13 protein-coding genes are annotated in these 17,456 nt (G+C 64.4%); 6 read left to right on the top strand and 7 right to left on the bottom strand.

Annotated features, from left to right (window positions below; translation table 11 throughout):
- Position 1: 1 nt before the first annotated feature.
- The 4 genes from ABOC32_RS18820 to ABOC32_RS18805 form a co-directional block, all read right to left on the bottom strand.
- On the bottom strand, positions 2-820 hold the full coding sequence (locus ABOC32_RS18820) for an SDR family NAD(P)-dependent oxidoreductase (protein ID WP_426808363.1): 819 nt from the start codon (positions 818-820) through the stop codon (positions 2-4).
- 34 nt (positions 821-854) lie between these two features.
- On the bottom strand, positions 855-1,376 hold the full coding sequence (locus ABOC32_RS18815; RefSeq protein ID WP_081042021.1) for a 2,4'-dihydroxyacetophenone dioxygenase family protein: 522 nt from the start codon (positions 1,374-1,376) through the stop codon (positions 855-857).
- A gap of 209 nt (positions 1,377-1,585) precedes the next feature.
- Entirely contained in the window at positions 1,586-2,899 is a 1,314-nt protein-coding gene (locus tag ABOC32_RS18810; protein WP_426808362.1) for a hypothetical protein, read from the bottom strand.
- A gap of 136 nt (positions 2,900-3,035) precedes the next feature.
- Complete coding sequence (locus ABOC32_RS18805; protein WP_426808361.1) at positions 3,036-4,529, bottom strand: aldehyde dehydrogenase family protein; 1,494 nt, start codon at positions 4,527-4,529, stop codon at positions 3,036-3,038.
- Between the two features lie 495 nt (positions 4,530-5,024).
- Between ABOC32_RS18805 and peaA the strand changes: the two genes are divergently transcribed.
- From peaA to ABOC32_RS18780, 5 genes are all read left to right on the top strand, one after another.
- Entirely contained in the window at positions 5,025-6,590 is a 1,566-nt protein-coding gene (gene peaA / locus ABOC32_RS18800) for a quinohemoprotein amine dehydrogenase subunit alpha (protein WP_132840568.1), read from the top strand.
- 48 nt (positions 6,591-6,638) lie between these two features.
- Positions 6,639-8,069 (top strand): quinohemoprotein amine dehydrogenase maturation protein, encoded by a 1,431-nt coding sequence (gene peaB, locus ABOC32_RS18795; protein ID WP_426808360.1) that lies wholly within the window; start codon positions 6,639-6,641, stop codon positions 8,067-8,069.
- Position 8,070: 1 nt separating this feature from the next.
- Positions 8,071-8,394: a quinohemoprotein amine dehydrogenase subunit gamma gene (gene qhpC, locus ABOC32_RS18790; protein WP_016499473.1), complete on the top strand. Its 324-nt coding sequence runs from the start codon at positions 8,071-8,073 to the stop codon at positions 8,392-8,394.
- A gap of 32 nt (positions 8,395-8,426) precedes the next feature.
- Positions 8,427-9,548, top strand: a complete 1,122-nt coding sequence (peaD, locus tag ABOC32_RS18785; RefSeq protein ID WP_234228337.1) for a quinohemoprotein amine dehydrogenase subunit beta — start codon at positions 8,427-8,429, stop codon at positions 9,546-9,548.
- 131 nt (positions 9,549-9,679) lie between these two features.
- Positions 9,680-11,353: a fatty acid CoA ligase family protein gene (locus tag ABOC32_RS18780; RefSeq protein WP_426808359.1), complete on the top strand. Its 1,674-nt coding sequence runs from the start codon at positions 9,680-9,682 to the stop codon at positions 11,351-11,353.
- A gap of 175 nt (positions 11,354-11,528) precedes the next feature.
- Here the strand turns inward: ABOC32_RS18780 and mobA are convergent, their stop codons facing one another.
- From mobA to ABOC32_RS18765, 3 genes are all read right to left on the bottom strand, one after another.
- Positions 11,529-12,104: a molybdenum cofactor guanylyltransferase MobA gene (gene mobA, locus ABOC32_RS18775; protein ID WP_426808358.1), complete on the bottom strand. Its 576-nt coding sequence runs from the start codon at positions 12,102-12,104 to the stop codon at positions 11,529-11,531.
- A 61-nt stretch (positions 12,105-12,165) separates the two neighbouring features.
- A complete protein-coding gene (locus ABOC32_RS18770; protein WP_426808357.1) occupies positions 12,166-15,294 on the bottom strand; it encodes a multidrug efflux RND transporter permease subunit in 3,129 nt (1,042 codons plus the stop codon).
- An 11-nt stretch (positions 15,295-15,305) separates the two neighbouring features.
- Entirely contained in the window at positions 15,306-16,481 is a 1,176-nt protein-coding gene (locus ABOC32_RS18765; protein WP_426808356.1) for an efflux RND transporter periplasmic adaptor subunit, read from the bottom strand.
- Between the two features lie 273 nt (positions 16,482-16,754).
- On the opposite strand from ABOC32_RS18765, the gene ABOC32_RS18760 reads away from it, so the two are divergent.
- Complete coding sequence (locus tag ABOC32_RS18760) at positions 16,755-17,456, top strand: response regulator transcription factor (RefSeq protein ID WP_016499479.1); 702 nt, start codon at positions 16,755-16,757, stop codon at positions 17,454-17,456.

Here is a 17,456-nt window from a genome sequence, read left to right as displayed (position 1 = left end):
CTCAGTCCACCCGGCCGAGCATTTGCCCGCCATCGATGACGATCTGCGCGCCCGTGACGTAATCCGAGGCCGGCGAGGCCAGGAACAAGGCCAGGCCTTTGATTTCTTCGGTGGAGGCGATCCGGTGTTGCGGCACCCGTTGGGCGAACGCTGCGCGGTCGGCCGGGTTGCGCAAGCGGCCCCCGGCGATGTTGGTCACGAACGGGCCAGGCGCAATCGCATTCACGTTGATGCCGTAGCGGGCCAGCTCCATCGCGGCCTGCCGCACCAGTGATGCCGCGCCGGCCTTGGCAGGCATATAGGGTGTGCCGACGATGGCTTCATTGATGATCGCGGCATTGGAGGTAGTGACGATGATGCGGCCCTGGCCACGCGGTTTCATCAAGCGCACCGCAGCGCGCAGGGTGGTGAACACCGAGGTGAGGTTGGTTGCCAGTACCTTGTCCCAGTGCGCTTCGTCCAGCGTCTCCAGTGCGCCTTCAGCGCAGCGCTGGCCCTCGCTGTCCAGAAAGCCGGGGCCGGCGTCGATGCCGGCGTTGGCGAACACCACATCCAGCCGGCCATGGCGCTCGCCGATGCGTTCGAAACAGGCATACATCGCCTGGCGATCGGTGGCGTCCACCACTTCGCCGTGCACAGCGAAACCCAGCACGGTCAAGCGCGCTACCTGTTCTTGCAGGCGGTCGGCGTCCAGGTCCAGCAGGGTGACCTGTGCCCCGGCTTCGGCCATCACTTCGGCATACGCCAGGCCAATGCCGCTGGCGGCGCCGGTGACCACACAGGTCAAGCCTTCGACGGCAAATCGTTCCCAGTATTTCATCCGCATCTCCCTGTCCGTTGACTGCTGCACCCGCTCACAGGAACAACGCCTGGTTGATCGGCAGCCCGTGTTTTTCGCAATGGCTCACGTAGTGGTTGATGAACCAGAACACGTCGGTGGTTTCGGTGTGCTGGCCGTGCTCGTCGAAAAACTCGATGGGCCCGTGAATCCAGAACAGTGCCTTCATGCCTTGCGGGTCATCGGAATACAGGGTGTGGGCGGTGCCTGGGGTTTCGTAGACAAAGCTGCCGGGCCGCGATACCCAGTCGTACTCGTAATATCCCCAGCTGCCTTCCAGCGTGACGGCCGACACCGCTGCGCGGTGCCGGTGGGTGCCGATGCGCCCGCCGCCCTTGACCCAGAGGATGTTGCACACACTGCCGGTTCGTACATCGAAGCTGAGGTGGCGTATGGCGGCGCAATCGCCAAACGGCACCCAGGGCGATTCATCTTCGCCGGTGCCGATGTGCCCGCCATGCAGGGCATAGCGGTCGACGATGGCGGCATGGGGCTCAGGCGGCAGTTGGACAATGCTTGGTTTCAGGGTGGAGTTCATGAACAGGCCTCGTTGTTTTGTTGTTATGGTCGAGCGTTGGCTCGCGAGGATGCTTTTTGCACAGCCTGTGCCAAGAGCTGAAAGGCCTGATTTACGGGCGTTTGGGCGGGTTAAGGTGGTGGGAATTCATGCAGGTCGACAGGCTTGATGATCAAATTTGATCAAGCCCGGTGGTGCAGAAGGGGCGCGCCGCGCCCCCTTGTTGCAGGTCAGAAAAAGGTCCCGACCACCAACTGCATGTAGGTGCCGGCGTCACGGCTGCCCATCTGCGTGCCGCCGTTGGCCGCACTGCGCTCAGGCTTGTAGAAGCCCACCAGCGGGCTGATCAGCAGGTGGTCGTTGACCATCCACTCCACATACAGGTCCAGCTCCCGCCCGCCGAGGTTGCCCTGGTCGGTGTCCAGCGTATCGAAGTCGAAGTACAGGGCGCCGACGGTCAGGTTGTCCCGTGGCTTGCCTTTGAGCGCCACGTGGTGCACCTGGCTGTTCTTGTTGAACGGCCCGGCATAGTTGGCCGCCACTTCACCCTGGAACCAGGTGCCGTAGCCTCGGCTCAGGCCATAGAACAGCGGGTCGAAGCCTTCGGAGAAGCGGCTGTAGCGGTAGGTGGCAGTGGGTGACCAGGGCAGTTCGGAGAAGGTCCAGTTACCCTCCAGGTACCAGGCATTCTCGCGCCCGCCGGTCTTGTCCTGGGACACGTACTCGGCAGCCAGTTCGAGGTCTTTCACGCCCAGGTTGCCGCGCCCGCGCAGGCTGGCGGTGTCCATGCCGTCGCGGTGCTCAAGGCCCATGATCTGCGCGTAGCGCTGGTCCACGTCCAGGCCGCGAATCCAGCTGATGCCGACGGTACCGGCGTCGGCGACGTGTTCCAGGTTGGCCACCGCCAGCGAGGTGTCGGCCTGGTAGTGGTTGTCGGACTTCAGCCACATCAGGTCGCCGCGCCAGCCCTGTTTGCCGCCCAGGCGCAGCACGGCGGTGCGGTCGAAGGCCTTGCGTGCTGCCAGGTAGTAGGCGCCGCCGCGGTCGAAGTTGGCGCCCAGGTCGACCTTGCCCAGGTTCACCGGGTCGCCCTGGATCAGGAAGCCGTCACCCAGCGTCACCACCTGGCGCCCGCCGGAAATATCCACGCCGTCTTCGCCCAGGGCCGGGAACAGGTTGGCCGAGCGCCAGCCCAGGTACACATCTTCGATGGCGGTGCGGCGCTCATCGCCCAGGGTCAGGCCGGCAGCATCGCCGTCGCCCCAAGTGGCGGAACTGAGCAGGTTGAAGGCGCCATAGAGGGCGCCGCTATCGGCCAGGGCCTGGCTGCCGCTGAGGCCGTATTTGACGTAACCCTCCTGCCAGGCGGTGCTGCCCGGTTGTCGGTTGCCGGCCTGGTTGAAGCTTTCGTCGCTGTGGAAGGCGCCGAACAGGGCTTCGAGGTCGGCGTTGAGGGTGGTGCCGTTCTGGTTGTACAGCTCGTGGGCCTGGCTGGCGGGTGCGGCGAGCAGCAGGGCCAATGTGCAGGCGAGTGTGTGCCTCATGGGGGCTCCATGGTTTTTTATTGTTGTTTTTGGGTTGCCTGGGCCGGCCTCTTCGCAGCACAAGGCTGCTCCTACAGGGACCGCGTGCGCTTGTAGGAGCAGCCTTGTGCTGCGAAGAGGCCGGTACAGGAAAAAGTCAGAGCTTGATCAGCACCGACTTAAGTTCGGTGTAGTGCTCGATGGCAGCAGCCCCCATCTCACGGCCAACGCCAGACATCTTGTAGCCACCAAACGGCAGTGCCGGGTCCAGCGCGCTGTGGCAGTTGACCCACACCGACCCCGACTTGATACGCGGGATCATGCGGTGCACAGCAGCCAGGTCGTTGGACCAGATGCTCGCGCCCAGGCCATAGGGGTTGTCGTTGGCCATGCCGATCACCTCGTCCAGGTCATCGAACGGCATCGCCACCAGCACCGGCCCGAAGATTTCTTCCTGGACCAGGCGGTGGCGCTGGTCGACATCGACGATCACCGTCGGTTTGACGAAGTAACCGGGTCCAAAGCCTTCGCCACCACAGGCAATGGTCGCACCCAGTTCGCGGCCAAGCTCGATATAGCCGGTGACGCGGTCCTGCTGCTTGGCCGAGATCAACGGGCCCATCTGCACGGCCGGGTCCAGCCCGTTACCCAGCTTCATGCCGTTGGCGATGCCGGCGATGTCGGCCACCACGTTGTCGAAGTGCTTGCGGTGTACGTACAGCCGCGAGCCTGCGCAGCACACCTGGCCCTGGTTGAAGAAGATCGCCGTGGCGGCGCCGGCAGCGGCATCCTGCAGGTTGGCGTCGGGCATGACAATGGTCGGCGACTTGCCGCCCAGCTCCAGGGTGACGCGGGTCATGTTGTCCATGGCCGCCTTGCCGATCAGCTTGCCCACTTCGGTGGAACCGGTGAAGGTCAACTTGTCCACGCCGGGGTGGCGGCTGAGCGCGGCGCCGGCATTCAGGCCGGTACCGGTCACCACGTTGAACACGCCTGCGGGGTAGCCGGCTTCGTCTACCAGTTCAGCCAGCTTCAGCACGCTCAGCGGGGTTTCATCGGCGGGCTTGAGCACGAGGGTGCAGCCGGTGGCCAGGGCCGGGCCGAGCTTCCAGCAGGCCAACAGCAGCGGGAAGTTCCAGGCGACGATGGCGCCCACCACGCCGACGGCCTCACGGCGCACAAAGCCGTGGAACTGGTCGTTTGGCATCAACGGCATGGAGGCTTCGACGGTGCTACCCTCGATCTTGGTGGCCCAGCCGGCCATGTAGCGCAGGAAGTCGATGGCCAGTTGCACGTCCATCACCTGGGCCACGGCGGCGCTCTTGCCGTTGTTCAGGCATTCCAGCTCGGCCAGCTGGCGGGCGTCGCGCTCCATCAGGTCGGCCAGGCGCCACAGCAGGTTTTGCCGTTCGCGCGGGCGCAGGCGGCTCCACGGCGAATCGTCGAAGGCCTGGCGTGCGGCGCGCACGGCGCGGTCGACATCCTCGGCGTCGGCGGCGGGCACTTCACCCAGCACGTCGCCAGTGGCCGGGTTGCGGAACGACAGGGTGCGACCGCTGGTGGCGTCCTGCCAGTCGGCGCCGATGCGCATCTTCAGCTTGCGTTCGAGGAAGGCGCGGGTGGCGGGCAGGATGGGCAGTTCGGAAAGCATGGGGCTGTGCCTCTTGTCATTGGGTGTGAAGGGCACAGGCGCAATGGGCGTGCCAAGGTGGGCAAATGGCCGCAAAGTGTTGAAGGCGTTGGGTTTTGCCTGGGTGCAAGGTTGTGATTGCAGGCGTGCGCTGTTGCACATTGAGACGGTGTGAGACGGTGGTGCAACAGTGGCTTCAAGGGCCAATCGCCGGCAAGCCAGCTCCCACAGGTTAACCATTGCCTTGAAGACCTGCGCTGTATCTGTGGGAGCTGGCTTGCCGGCGATTGGCCTGCGCAGCAGGCCCTTGTCTCAGGATGAAACACCCAGTCGCGAAATGGCACGCTGCAACTGGCCATCCTGGCTGCTGGCCAAGCCCCGGAAACTCCCTAAAAGGTTGAAAGGCAACACTTTTACAGCAACTGGCACAGTTCCTGTATCACAACTGTCACATGCACACCTGCTGTACCAAAGCGTGCGAAAAACGATAAGAACAACAACCGTGGAGGTCTGACCTTGAAGACGACTCGACTCCGGCGGCATGCGGGCAAACTGGCGCTGGTCGCCGCCGCGCTGCTGAGCACCCAGGCCATGGCGGCCGAGCAGGGCCCGAGCCTGTTGCAGAACAAGTGCATGGGGTGCCATATCCCCGAAGGCAACGATACCTACAGCCGCATCAGCCACCAACGTAAAACGCCGGAAGGCTGGCTGATGAGCATCGCCCGCATGCAGGTGATGCACGGTCTGCAGATCAGCGACGATGACCGTCGCACGCTGGTCAAGTACCTGGCCGACAAGCAGGGCCTGGCGCCCAGCGAAACCGATGGCGTGCGCTATGCCATGGAGCGCCGGCTCAACACGGTCGAGCATTTCGACACCCAGCTCAGCGAAACCTGTGGCCGTTGCCACTCCGGTGCTCGCGTCGCCTTGCAGCGGCGCCCGGCCAAGGAGTGGGAGCACCTGGTCAACTTCCACCTCGGCCAGTGGCCGTCCCTCGAATACCAGGCCCAGGCGCGGGACCGCGACTGGTTGCCGATTGCCCTGCAACAGGTGGTACCGGAACTTGCCAAGCGCTACCCGCTGGACAACCCGGCCTGGGCTGAATGGCAGCAGGCAAAACCGAAGGCCGACGTGCTGCCGGGGCAGTGGGCTTTTAGCGGCCACATGCTGGCCAAGGGCGATGTGCGCGGGGTAATGAGCGTTTCGGCCGGTGAGGGCGACACCTTCAAGGTCGAGGTCAAGGGCGCCTATGCCGACGGTACGCCGTTCAACGGCAGCGGCACGGCGATCCTGTACAACGGCTACGAATGGCGCGGCAACGTCAAGGTTGGCGACACCAACCTGCGCCAGGTATTTGCGGCGCTGGATGGCGAAATGAAAGGCCGCATGTTCGAGGCCGAGCACGACGAGCGTGGCCTGGACTTCACGGCTGCCAAGGAAGGCAAGGCGCGCCTGCTGGCGGTGCAACCGGCATTCATCAAGGCCGGCGGCGAAAGCGAGATTACCCTGGTGGGTAGCGGCCTGGACGGCAAACCCGACCTGGGTGCCGGGGTAGAAGTGACCGAAGTGCTGGAGCAGACCCCGACCCTGGTACGGGTCAAGGCCCGCGCTGCAGCTGACGCCAAACCTGGCCAGCGCGAAGTTGCAGTAGGCGCGCTCAAGGGCGTGAACCTGGCGGTGTACGACAAGGTCGAGGAAGTGAAAGTGGTGCCGGCGTTCTCCATTGCCCGCATCGGTGAAAACGGCGCTTCGGTGCCGAAAGTGCAGGGCCGCTTCGAGGCCGAAGCCTGGGGCAAGGATGCCAGTGGCCAGCCGCTGCGCATCGGCTACCTGCCGGCCACCTGGAAGGTCGAGCCGTTCAATGAGCGTGCGGTCGAGGACGAAGACGTCAAGTTCGCCGGGCAGATGCAGGCCGATGGCGTGTTCGTGCCAGGCGGCGCCGGCCCTAACCCTGAACGCAAGATGATGACCAACAACGCGGGCAACCTGAAGGTCATCGCCACCCTGGCCGACGGTGGCCAGACCGGCGAAGGGCACATGATCGTCACCGTTCAGCGCTGGAACAACCCGCCGCTGCCGTAACGGCAGGGTGCAACGGTTTTCCAACGAATCGATTACCGGGAGGTCGCCATGGGCGCACTACTGAACCTGGTCGAACGCAACCTGCATGAAGTGCAGGTAGATGCCGACCGCATGCTGTTCCATATCCCCAGCAGTTCGCTGTTCACCGCCGACGCGGTGACCGGGGGCATCATCGACACGTTGCGCCAGCAAGGCTGTTCGGCCGAGGAGCTGATGCAGCGCCTGGGCCAGCAGTTTGCCGGCAATGATATCCAGGACACCCTGCGCGAGCTGATTGCGCTGGAACTGGTCAGCGACGGCTCGCCGCTGACCCCGGAAATCGGCGTCAAGCGGGTCGAGCGCACCGCGCTGAATACCGTGGTGCTCAACGTCAACACCGGTTGCAACCTTAGCTGCACCTATTGCTACAAGGAAGACCTGGACAAGCCTTCTGCCGGGAAGAAGATGAGCACTGCCACCGCCGAAGCCTCGGTGGAAATGCTGCTCAAGGAGTCGCCCGACGAGGAGCGCTACAGCGTGGTGTTCTTCGGTGGCGAGCCGTTGTCCAACCGGCCGCTGATCGAGCACATGGTGGCCTACTGCGAGCGGCGTTTCGCCGAGGCGGGCAAGCAGGTGGAGTTCATCATGACCACCAATGCCACGTTGCTGACCGAAGAGATCGTCGACTGGCTCAATGCCCACCGTTTCGGCCTGTCGATCAGCATCGACGGCCCCAAGACCGTGCACGACCGCAACCGTATCACCGTGGGTGGGCAGGGCACCTATGACGTGGTGCGGCGCAAGGCCGACATGTTGCTGTCGCGTTACAACAGTCGCCCGGTGGGGGCGCGGGTAACCTTGACCCGCGGCATTACCGATATCGAGACCATCTGGAACCACCTGTTCAACGAAATGGGCTTTGCCGAAGTCGGCTTTGCCCCGGTCACCTCCGGCGACATGTCGGCCTTCAACCTCACCGGCGAAGAACTGGTAGAGGTCTTCGCCAACATGAAGGCGCTTGGCCGCCGTTACCTGGACGCAGCGCTGGAACACCGCAACATCGGGTTTTCCAACCTGCACCAGCTGATCACCGACATCCACGAGGGCCACAAGAAGGCCCTGCCATGCGGTGCCGGGCTGAAAATGCTGGCGGTGGACCATGAAGGCGAGCTGAACCTGTGCCACCGCTTTACCGGTTCCAGCCTGCCGACCTTCGGCAACGTGCACCAGGGTGTGAAGCAGGTGGAGCTCAACGACTTCCTGTCGCAGCGCCTGGACCGTAGCAATACCGGCTGCGAGAGCTGCCGCATTCGCAACCTGTGCTCCGGCGGCTGCTACCACGAGAGCTACGCCCGCTACGGCGACCCGCAGCACCCGACGTACCACTACTGCGAGCTGATGCGCGACTGGGTCGACTTCGGCATCGAGGTCTACAGCCGCATCATGGCCGCCAACCCGGCCTTCATCGACCGCTACATCACCCCGCGGAAGGCGCACTGACATGAAGCACTTGAAGCCCCTGAACAACAAGGCGCGCATCCTTGAGCAGGCCGCCGCCGAAGACCGCATCGAAGAAGTCATGGCCATGAGTGCGGTGGCCGGCTGCACGGCCACCACCGACCCGGGTTGGGAAGTGGATGCCTTTGGTGGCGTGAGCTCGCTGTGCCAACCGATGGAAGCCGACCTGTATGGCTGCTCCGACCCTTGCTGGTGGCCGGCCCAGGTGCCGGACATGATGAGCACCTATCAGGACTGGAACGCCCAGGCGACCAACTCGGCGGATGACTGGCGCAACCTCGGCACTGTGTTCCCGAAAGACAAGTGACCGGCCCAACAAGAATGACAAGGGGAAACCGCATGAAAGCTGGACGCTGCGCGCAACTCGCGCTCACCATCGCCGCCACGGCCTGCGCCGGGCTGGTTCAGGCTGACGACACCGGGCCTGCGCTGAAGGCTGGCCACGAATACATGATCGTGACCAACTACCCGAACAACCTGCATGTGGTCGATGTGGCCAGTGACACGGTGTACAAAAGCTGCCAGATGCCCGACAAGTTCGGCCCTGGCACCGCCATGATGGCGCCGGACAACCGTACCGCCTATGTGCTCAACAACCATTACGGCGACATCTACGGCATTGACCTGGACACCTGCAAGAACACCTTCCGGGCCAACTTGTCGAGCGTGGCGGGCGAAGTGGGCAGGGCGATGTACTCGTTCGCCATCAGCCCGGACGGCAAGGAAGTGTACGCCACGGTCAACCCGACCCAGATGCTGAACGACCATTACGTGGTCAAGCCGCCACGGCTGGAGGTGTTCAGCACCACCGATGGCCTGCAGGCCAAGCCGGTGCGCACCTTCCCGATGCCGCGCCAGGTGTACCTGATGCGTGCCGCCGACGATGGCAGCCTGTTTGTCGCAGGGCCGGACATCTACAAGATGGATGTGAAGACCGGCAAGTACACGGTGGCCTTGCCGCTGCGCAACTGGAACCGCAAAGGCTACAGCGCCCCGGACGTGCTGTACTTCTGGCCGCACCAGAGCCCGCGTCACGAGTTCACCATGCTGTACACCATTGCCAGGTTCAAGGACGACAAGCAGGACCCGGCCACCGCCGAGCCGCTGTATGGCTACCTGAGCGTCGACCTGAAGACCGGCAAGACCCACACCCAGGAATTCGCCGACCTGACCGAGCTGTACTTCACCGGCCTGCGCTCGCCTAAGGACCCGAACCAGATCTACGGCGTGCTCAACCGCCTGGCCAAGTACGACATCAAGCAGCGCAAGCTGATCAAGGCGGCTAACCTTGAGCACACCTACTACTGCGTCACCTTCGACAAGAAGGGCGACAAGCTGTACCTGGGCGGCACCTTCAACGACCTGGCGGTGTTCAACCCGGATACGCTGGAGAAGGTGAAGAACATCAAGCTGCCGGGTGGTGACATGTCTACCACTACGCCGCAGGTGTTCATCCGCTAGAACCAGGGTGGATTTACTGGCCTCTTCGCAGCACAAGGCTGCTCCTACAGGTCACCGCGTTCCAATGTAGGAGCAGCCTTGTGCTGCGAAGAGGCCGGCCCGTACAACACAAGAACAACAAGAGAACACCCATGCCCCAGCCAAGCTACTCCCAGGGCAACCCGGACAAAGCCCTGCTTACCCAATGCATCGGCGACGCCTTCGACGCTACCGTCGCCCGCTTCCCCGACCGCGAAGCGCTGGTGGTGCGCCACCAGGCCCTGCGCTACACCTGGCAGCAATTGGCCGAGGCTGTCGACCAGCACGCCCGCGCGCTGATGGCACTGGGCGTGCAACCCGGGGACCGGCTGGGTATCTGGGCGCCCAACTGCGCCGAGTGGTGCATCACCCAGTTCGCCAGCGCCAAGGTGGGCGCGATCCTGGTCAATATCAACCCGGCCTACCGCTCCAGCGAACTGGACTACGCCCTAGGCCAGTCCGGCTGCCGTTGGGTGATCTGTGCCGACGCGTTCAAGACCTCCGATTACCACGCCATGCTGCAGGGCCTGATCCCTGGCCTGGCCAGCGGCCAACCCGGGGCGCTGATCTGCGAGCGCTTTCCCGAATTGCGCGGCGTGGTCAGCCTGGCCGTTTCGCCACCCCCAGGCTTTTTGGCCTGGCATGTGTTGCAGGACCGTGCCGACGCTGTCAGCCGCGAGGCCCTGGCCGAGCGCCAGGCGCAACTGCGCTGCGACGACCCGATCAACATCCAGTACACCTCGGGCACAACCGGTTTCCCCAAGGGTGCCACCCTCAGCCACAGCAACATCCTCAACAACGGCTACATGGTCGGCGAAAGCCTGGGCCTCACCGAGCACGACCGGCTGGTGGTGCCGGTGCCGCTGTATCACTGTTTCGGCATGGTCATGGCCAACCTTGGCTGCATGACCCACGGCAGCACCCTGATCTATCCCAACGATGCCTTCGACCCGCTAGCCACCCTGCGTGCGGTGGCGGAGGAAAAGGCGACCGCGCTGTACGGTGTGCCGACCATGTTCATCGCCGAACTGGATCACCCGCAACGCGGCGAGTTCGACCTGTCGAGCCTGCGCACCGGGATCATGGCCGGCGCCACCTGCCCGATCGAGGTGATGCGCCGGGTGATCGGCGAAATGCACATGGCCGAGGTGCAGATTGCCTATGGCATGACCGAGACCAGCCCGGTGTCGCTGCAGACCGGGCCTGACGATGACCTGGAGCGCCGGGTGACCAGCGTCGGCCGTACCCAGCCACGGCTGGAGAACAAGGTGGTCGATGCCGACGGCAATACTGTGCCGCGTGGCGAGATCGGCGAACTGTGCACCCGCGGCTACAGCGTGATGCTTGGTTACTGGAACAACCCCAAGGCCACGGCCGAAAGCATCGATGCCGAGGGCTGGATGCACACCGGCGACCTGGCGGTGATGGACGAGCAGGGGTATGTGCGCATCGTCGGGCGCAGCAAGGACATGATCATTCGTGGCGGCGAGAACATTTACCCGCGCGAGCTGGAAGAGTTCTTCTTCACCCACCCGGCGGTGGCGGATGTGCAAATAATTGGCGTGCCGTGCAGCAAGTACGGCGAAGAAATCGTGGCCTGGGTGCGGCTGCACCCGGGGCATACCGCCAGTGAAGAGGAGATGCGGGAGTGGGCGAAGGCGCGAATCGCGCACTTCAAGGTGCCCCGGTACTTCCGCTTTGTCGACGAGTTCCCGATGACGGTGACCGGCAAGGTGCAGAAGTTCAGGATGCGCGAGATCAGTGTCGAGGAATTGTCTGCAGGGTGATGCATTTTCTGTACTGGCCTCTTCGCGGGTAAACCCGCTCCCACAAGGGCATCACAGGTCTGAAGGGCCGTGATGAACCTGTGATGGTACAGGTACAGCACAGGATTGAAGGGCAGTGCAGAACCTGTGGGAGCGGGTTTACCCGCGAAGAGGCCGGCACAGGCAGCAGAAGATCTTAGCCTCGCAGCAGTTCCGGGCTGTTGAAGTTGCTCAACCGGCGATCATCATCGGCACACGCCAACCCCTGCACCGCCTCGCGCAGCAAGGCCTTCTGCAAACTCCGCTCGCCCGCCGCCCAGGCCTGCTCCAGCATTGGCAGTAACCGCCGTGGCAGCACACTGAACATCGGCTGCCAATACCCACCCTGACGCACCATTGCCGCACTGTCACTGGCCACCGCCAGCCGCAGCAGGTCCTCGATCAATTCGCGGTCAACCCGTGGTGCATCGCAAGCCAGCAGTACCACCCATTCATGCCGTGCCACCCTGAGCCCGGCAATCACCCCCGCCAACGGCCCGGGGAAGTCAGCCTCGGCATCCCCCACCAGCTGGTCAGCGTATGCGCGGTAAGCCTCCTGGTTACGGTTGCAGGAAATCACCAGGTCATCGCTTAGCGGCCGCACCACCCGCTGTACATGGGAAACAAGCGGTTCGCCCTGCCAGGCGACCAGGCCTTTGTCGCGCCTGCCCATGCGTTGGCCGCGGCCGCCGGCGAGAATGAGGATGGAGCACAGGGGCAATGCATCAGACATGAAAAAGGGTTCCGGGCAGTCACTGCCGGGAACCCTCCCATTTCACACGGGGCTTGTCCAGTCAGCTTTCGCTGATCTCGCCTTGTGCGCTGGCGTCACGCGCCTGGCGCCGCCCCGCAAGGCGCATCACCACCACGAAGAACACTGGCACAAACACCACCGCCAACGTGGCGCTGAGCATGCCGCCGATCACCCCGGTGCCGATGGCCTGCTGGCTGGCCGAGCTGGCGCCGCTGGCGATGGCCAGGGGTACCACGCCGAGGATGAACGCCAGCGAGGTCATCACGATGGGCCGCAGGCGCAGGCGGGCGGCCTGCACGGCGGCGTCTGCGGCGTCCACGCCCTGGTCGACCAGGTGCTTGGCGAACTCGATGATCAGGATGGCGTTCTTTGCCGACAGGCCGATCAGGGTAATCAGGCCAACCTTGAAGAACACGTCGTTGGGCATGCCACGCAGGGTCACGGCCAGAACCGCACCCAGGATGCCGAGCGGCACCACCAGCAGCACGGCGGTCGGGATCGACCAGCTTTCGTACAGCGCTGCCAGGCACAGGAACACGATCAGCAACGACAATGCCATCAGCATCGGGGCCTGGCTGCCGGACAAGCGCTCCTGCAGCGACAGGCCGGTCCACTCCAGGCCGGCACCGGGCGGCAGCTGCGCCACCAGGCGTTCGATTTCGGCCATGGCTTCGCCCGAACTGTGGCCGGCTGCCGGCTCACCGGAAATCGACACCGCCGGGTAACCGTTGTAGCGGGTCAACTGCACCGGGCCGCTGACCCACTTGGCCTGCACGAATGCGCCCAGTGGCACCATCTTGCCGCTGTTGTTGCGTACATGGATTTTCAGCAGGTCCTCGACCTGGCTGCGCTGGTCGCCTTCGGCCTGCACCACCACCCGTTGCATGCGGCCCTGGTTGGGGAAGTCGTTGACGTAGCTGGAGCCCACTGCCACGTCCAGTACCGAGCCGATGTCGGCAAACGACACGCCCAGGGCATTGGCCTGGCGGCGGTCGATCTCCAGTTGCACCTGCGGGCTTTCGGCCAGCGAGGCTTCGCGCACGTTGGTCAGCACCTTGCTTTTGCCGGCACTGGCCAGCAGCGTGTCGCGGGCAGCCATCAGCTCGGCATGGCCCATGCCACCACGATCCTGCAGGCGGAACTCGAAGCCGGTCGACTCGCCCAGGCCGTCGATAGGCGGCGGCAGCACCGAAAACGCCACGGCGTCCTTGAGCTGCGAGAACGCCGCGCTGGCGCGGTCGGCAATCGACTGGGCGCTGTCATCGGCACCGCGCTCGGACCAGTCCTTGAGGGTGGTAAAGGTCAGTGCCGCGTTTTGCCCGCTACCCGAGAAGCTGAAGCCGAGGATCACGGTAGTGTTGCCCACGCCGGGTTCTTCAGCGTTGTGCGCCTCGATTTGCGCGGCCACCTGCTCGGTGCGCATGCGGCTGGCACCCGGTGGCAGCTGGGTGTCGGTAATGGTGTAGCCCTGGTCTTCGGTGGGCAGGAATGCCGTCGGCAACTGGCTGAAGCCATAGCCCAGCACCGCCAGCAGTACCGCGTATACCAGCAGGTAGCGGCCGCTGCGCTTGAGCGCCTGCACCACCCAGCGCTGATAGCCGTTGCTCATGCTTTCAAAGCGCCGGTTGAACCAGCCGAAGAAGCCTTTGCGTTCATGGTGCTCGCCCTTGGCCACCGGTTTCAGCAACGTGGCGCACAGCGCCGGGGTGAGGCTGAGGGCCAGGAATGCCGAGAAAAGGATCGACACCGCCATCGACAGCGAGAACTGCTGGTAGATCACCCCCACCGAGCCTTGCATGAAGGCCATGGGCAGGAACACCGCCACCAGCACCAGGGTGATGCCGACGATCGCACCGCTGATCTGGCCCATGGCCTTGCGCGTTGCTTCCTTGGGCGGCAGGCCTTCTTCGGCCATGATGCGCTCGACGTTTTCCACCACCACGATGGCATCGTCGACCAGGATGCCGATGGCCAGCACCATGCCGAACAGGGTCAGCACGTTGACCGAGAAGCCCATGGCCAGCATGACGGCGAAGGTGCCCATCAGCGCTACCGGCACCACCAGGGTGGGGATCAGGGTGTAGCGCAGGTTTTGCAGGAACAGGAACATCACCGCAAACACCAGCAGCATGGCTTCGAACAGGGTTGTAATGACCTGCTCGATGGACACCTTGACGAACGGCGAGGTGTCGTAGGGGATGTCGTACTTGACGCCTTCCGGGAAGTAACGCGCCAGTTCCTGCATCTTCGCCCGCACCAGGGTGGCAGTTTCCATGGCGTTGGCACCCGGCGACAGCTGCACGCTGAACGCGGTGGCCGGTTTACCGTTCAGGCGCGTGCCGTATTGGTATTCCTGGGCGCCGATCTCTACCCGGGCGACATCACCGACGGTGACCGTGGAACCATCGAGGTTGGCGCGCAGCACAATGGCGGCGAATTCTTCGGGGGTGCTCAGCTGGCCCTTGACCACCACGTTTGCGGTGATTTCCTGGGTGTCGCGGCTGGGCAGGTCGCCGATGCTGCCAGGCGCGACCTGGGCGTTCTGCGCGGCGATTGCCTCGGCCACGTCGTTGGGCGTGAGGTTGAAGCCGATCAGCTTGCCCGGGTCGATCCAGATGCGCATGGCGCGCTCCGAGCCGTACAACTGGGCCTTGCCGACGCCCTTGAGGCGGCGGATTTCGTTCATCACGTTGCGCGCGAGGATGTCCGACAGTGCGGTTTCGTCGAGCTTGCCGTCTTCAGAGGTGAGGGTGCCCAGCAGCAGGAAGCCGGTGGACACCTTTTCCACTTGCAGGCCCTGCTGGGTGACCGGGCGCGGCAGGCGCGACTCGACCACCTTCAAGCGGTTCTGCACGTCGACCTGGGCCAGGTCCGGGTGGGTGCCCGGGGCGAAGGTGGCGGTGATGGTGGCGCTGCCCAGGCTGCTCTGCGATTCGAAGTACAGCAGGTTGTCGGCGCCGTTGAGCTCCTGCTCGATCAGGCTCACCACGCTTTCGTCCATGGTCGCCGCCGAGGCGCCCGGGTACACGGCATAGATCTCTACCTGCGGCGGCGCCACGTTGGGGTACTGGGCCACCGGCAGTTGCGGGATGGCCAGCGCACCGGCCAGCAGGATGAACAGCGCGACCACCCAGGCGAACACCGGGCGGTCGATGAAGAATTGCGGCATGAATCAGGCCCTCACTGGCCGGTGTGCTGTGCGATGGGCGCTGCCCCGGATGCGTTGTCGACCTGCACCTGGTCACCGGCCTTGACGTGTTGCAGCCCCTCGACCACCACCCGCTCGCCGGGGGCCAGGCCTTCGCTGACGACCCAGCGGTCGCCCTGGGCGCTGCCCAGCACCACCTGGCGGTCGCTGACCCGGGCCTGCTGGTCGACCACCAGCACCTTGGGCACGCCGGCGCTGTCGCGCAGGATGGCGCGCTGCGGCACGCTCAGGCCCTTGGGTTGCACGGCCTGCTCCAGGCGCACGCGCACGTAGCTGCCGGGCAGCAGGTCGAGGTCCGGGTTGGGGAACTCGCTGCGCAGGGTGATCTGGTTGGTGGTGGGGTCGACGCTGATGTCGGAGAACAGCAGCTTGCCAGGCAGCGGGTAGGCGCTGCCGTCGTCCTGGATCAGCGTGGCGCGGGCCTGGCCGTCGCCCACCTGCTGCAATTCGCCTGCGCGCAAGGCGCGGCGCAGGGCGTTGAGCTCGCGGGTAGACTGGGTAACGTCGGCGTGGATCGGGTCCAGCTGCTGGATGGTCGCCAGCGGCGTGCTCTCGTTCTGGCCGACCAGTGCGCCTTCGGTGACCAGGGCGCGGCCGATACGGCCGGAAATCGGCGCCGTTACGGTGGCGTAGCCGAGGTTCAGGCGGGTGCGTTCCAGGGCAGCCTTGGCGGCGGCCACTTCGGCGTCGGCCTGCAGGAAGCTGGCCTTGGCGTTGTCATATTCCTGGCGGCTGACAGCCTTGTCGTCGACCAGTTCGCGGTAGCGTTGCTCCTGCAACCGCGCCTGGTACAAGGTGGCCTCGGCCTTGGCCAGGGTGGCGCGGGCGCTGTCATGGTCGGCCTTGAACGGCGCCGGGTCGATCAGGAACAGCACATCGCCCTGTTTGACGTCGCTGCCCTCGCGGTACACCCGCTTGAGCACCACGCCCGCGACGCGCGCACGCACTTCGGCGGTGCGCGGCGCCAGGATGCGGCCGCTGAGTTCGCTGCTGATGGCCAGTGGCTGCAGTTGCAGTGTTTCTACCCGCACTTGCGGGGTAGGCGCTTTTTCGTCTTGCTCGGCGCTGTCGCTGCAACCGGCCAGGGACAGGCTCAGAAGCGCCATGAGCGCCACAGGGCGCAGGCGAAGGGGGAGGGTAGTAGGCATGCGGATCTTCCGATGATGACCGTGCCTATGGTACGGCAGCGGTTGCCCGTGCGGCTGTTAATACCTGTAGGGCGAGTGTGAAAAAGTGTGAAGAACAATCCTTTCGTGCGGCTGGGTTCTATATTCTGCGTATGCCTGTGCTGGCCTCTTCGCGGGTAAACCCGCTCCCACAGGTACTGCACTGGCCTCAGATATTGTGCGGTCCCTGTGGGAGCGGGTTTACCCGCGAAGAGGCCGGCACAGGCATACCTCAACCCAGATTCCCAAGCACCTATGCCGAATATTTTCCTGGTCGAAGACGACAGCGCCCTGTCCGAGCTGATCGCCAGCTACCTGCAACGCAACGACTTCCATGTCCAGGTGATCGCCCGGGGCGATCATGTGCTGGACGAATATCGTCGGCAAAAACCTGACCTGGTCATCCTCGACCTGATGCTGCCAGGTATCGATGGCCTGCAACTGTGCCGCCTGCTGCGCCAGGAGTCGCAAACCCTGCCGATCCTGATGCTGACCGCCCGCGACGACAGCCATGACCAGGTATTGGGCCTGGAAATGGGCGCCGACGACTACGTGACCAAGCCCTGCGAGCCCCGCGTATTGCTGGCCCGCGTGCGTACCTTGCTGCGCCGCAGCAGCGTCAACGAACCGCGTCTGGATAACGACCTGATCCTGATTGGCGGCCTGCGCATCGACCTGGCCGAGCGCACGGTCAGCTGGCGCGGCGAAGAGGTGGAGCTGTCCAGCGGCGAGTACAACCTGCTGGTGGTGCTGGCGCGCAATGCCGGCGAAGTGCTGAACCGCGACCGCATTTTGCAGCAGTTGCGCGGTATCGAGTTCAACGGCACCGACCGTTCGGTGGACGTGGCCATCTCCAAGCTGCGGCGCAAGTTCGACGATAACGCCGGCGAAGCGCGCAAGATCAAGACCGTGTGGGGCAAGGGCTACCTGTTCAGCCGCGTCGAGTGGGAGTGCTGA

It is taken from the genome of Pseudomonas sp. WOUb67, assembly GCF_050058005.1.
In the GTDB taxonomy this organism is placed as follows: domain Bacteria; phylum Pseudomonadota; class Gammaproteobacteria; order Pseudomonadales; family Pseudomonadaceae; genus Aquipseudomonas; species Aquipseudomonas putida_R.
The sequence above is the reverse complement of the archived record's forward strand: the minus strand, read 5'-3'. Positions and strand labels throughout refer to the sequence as shown.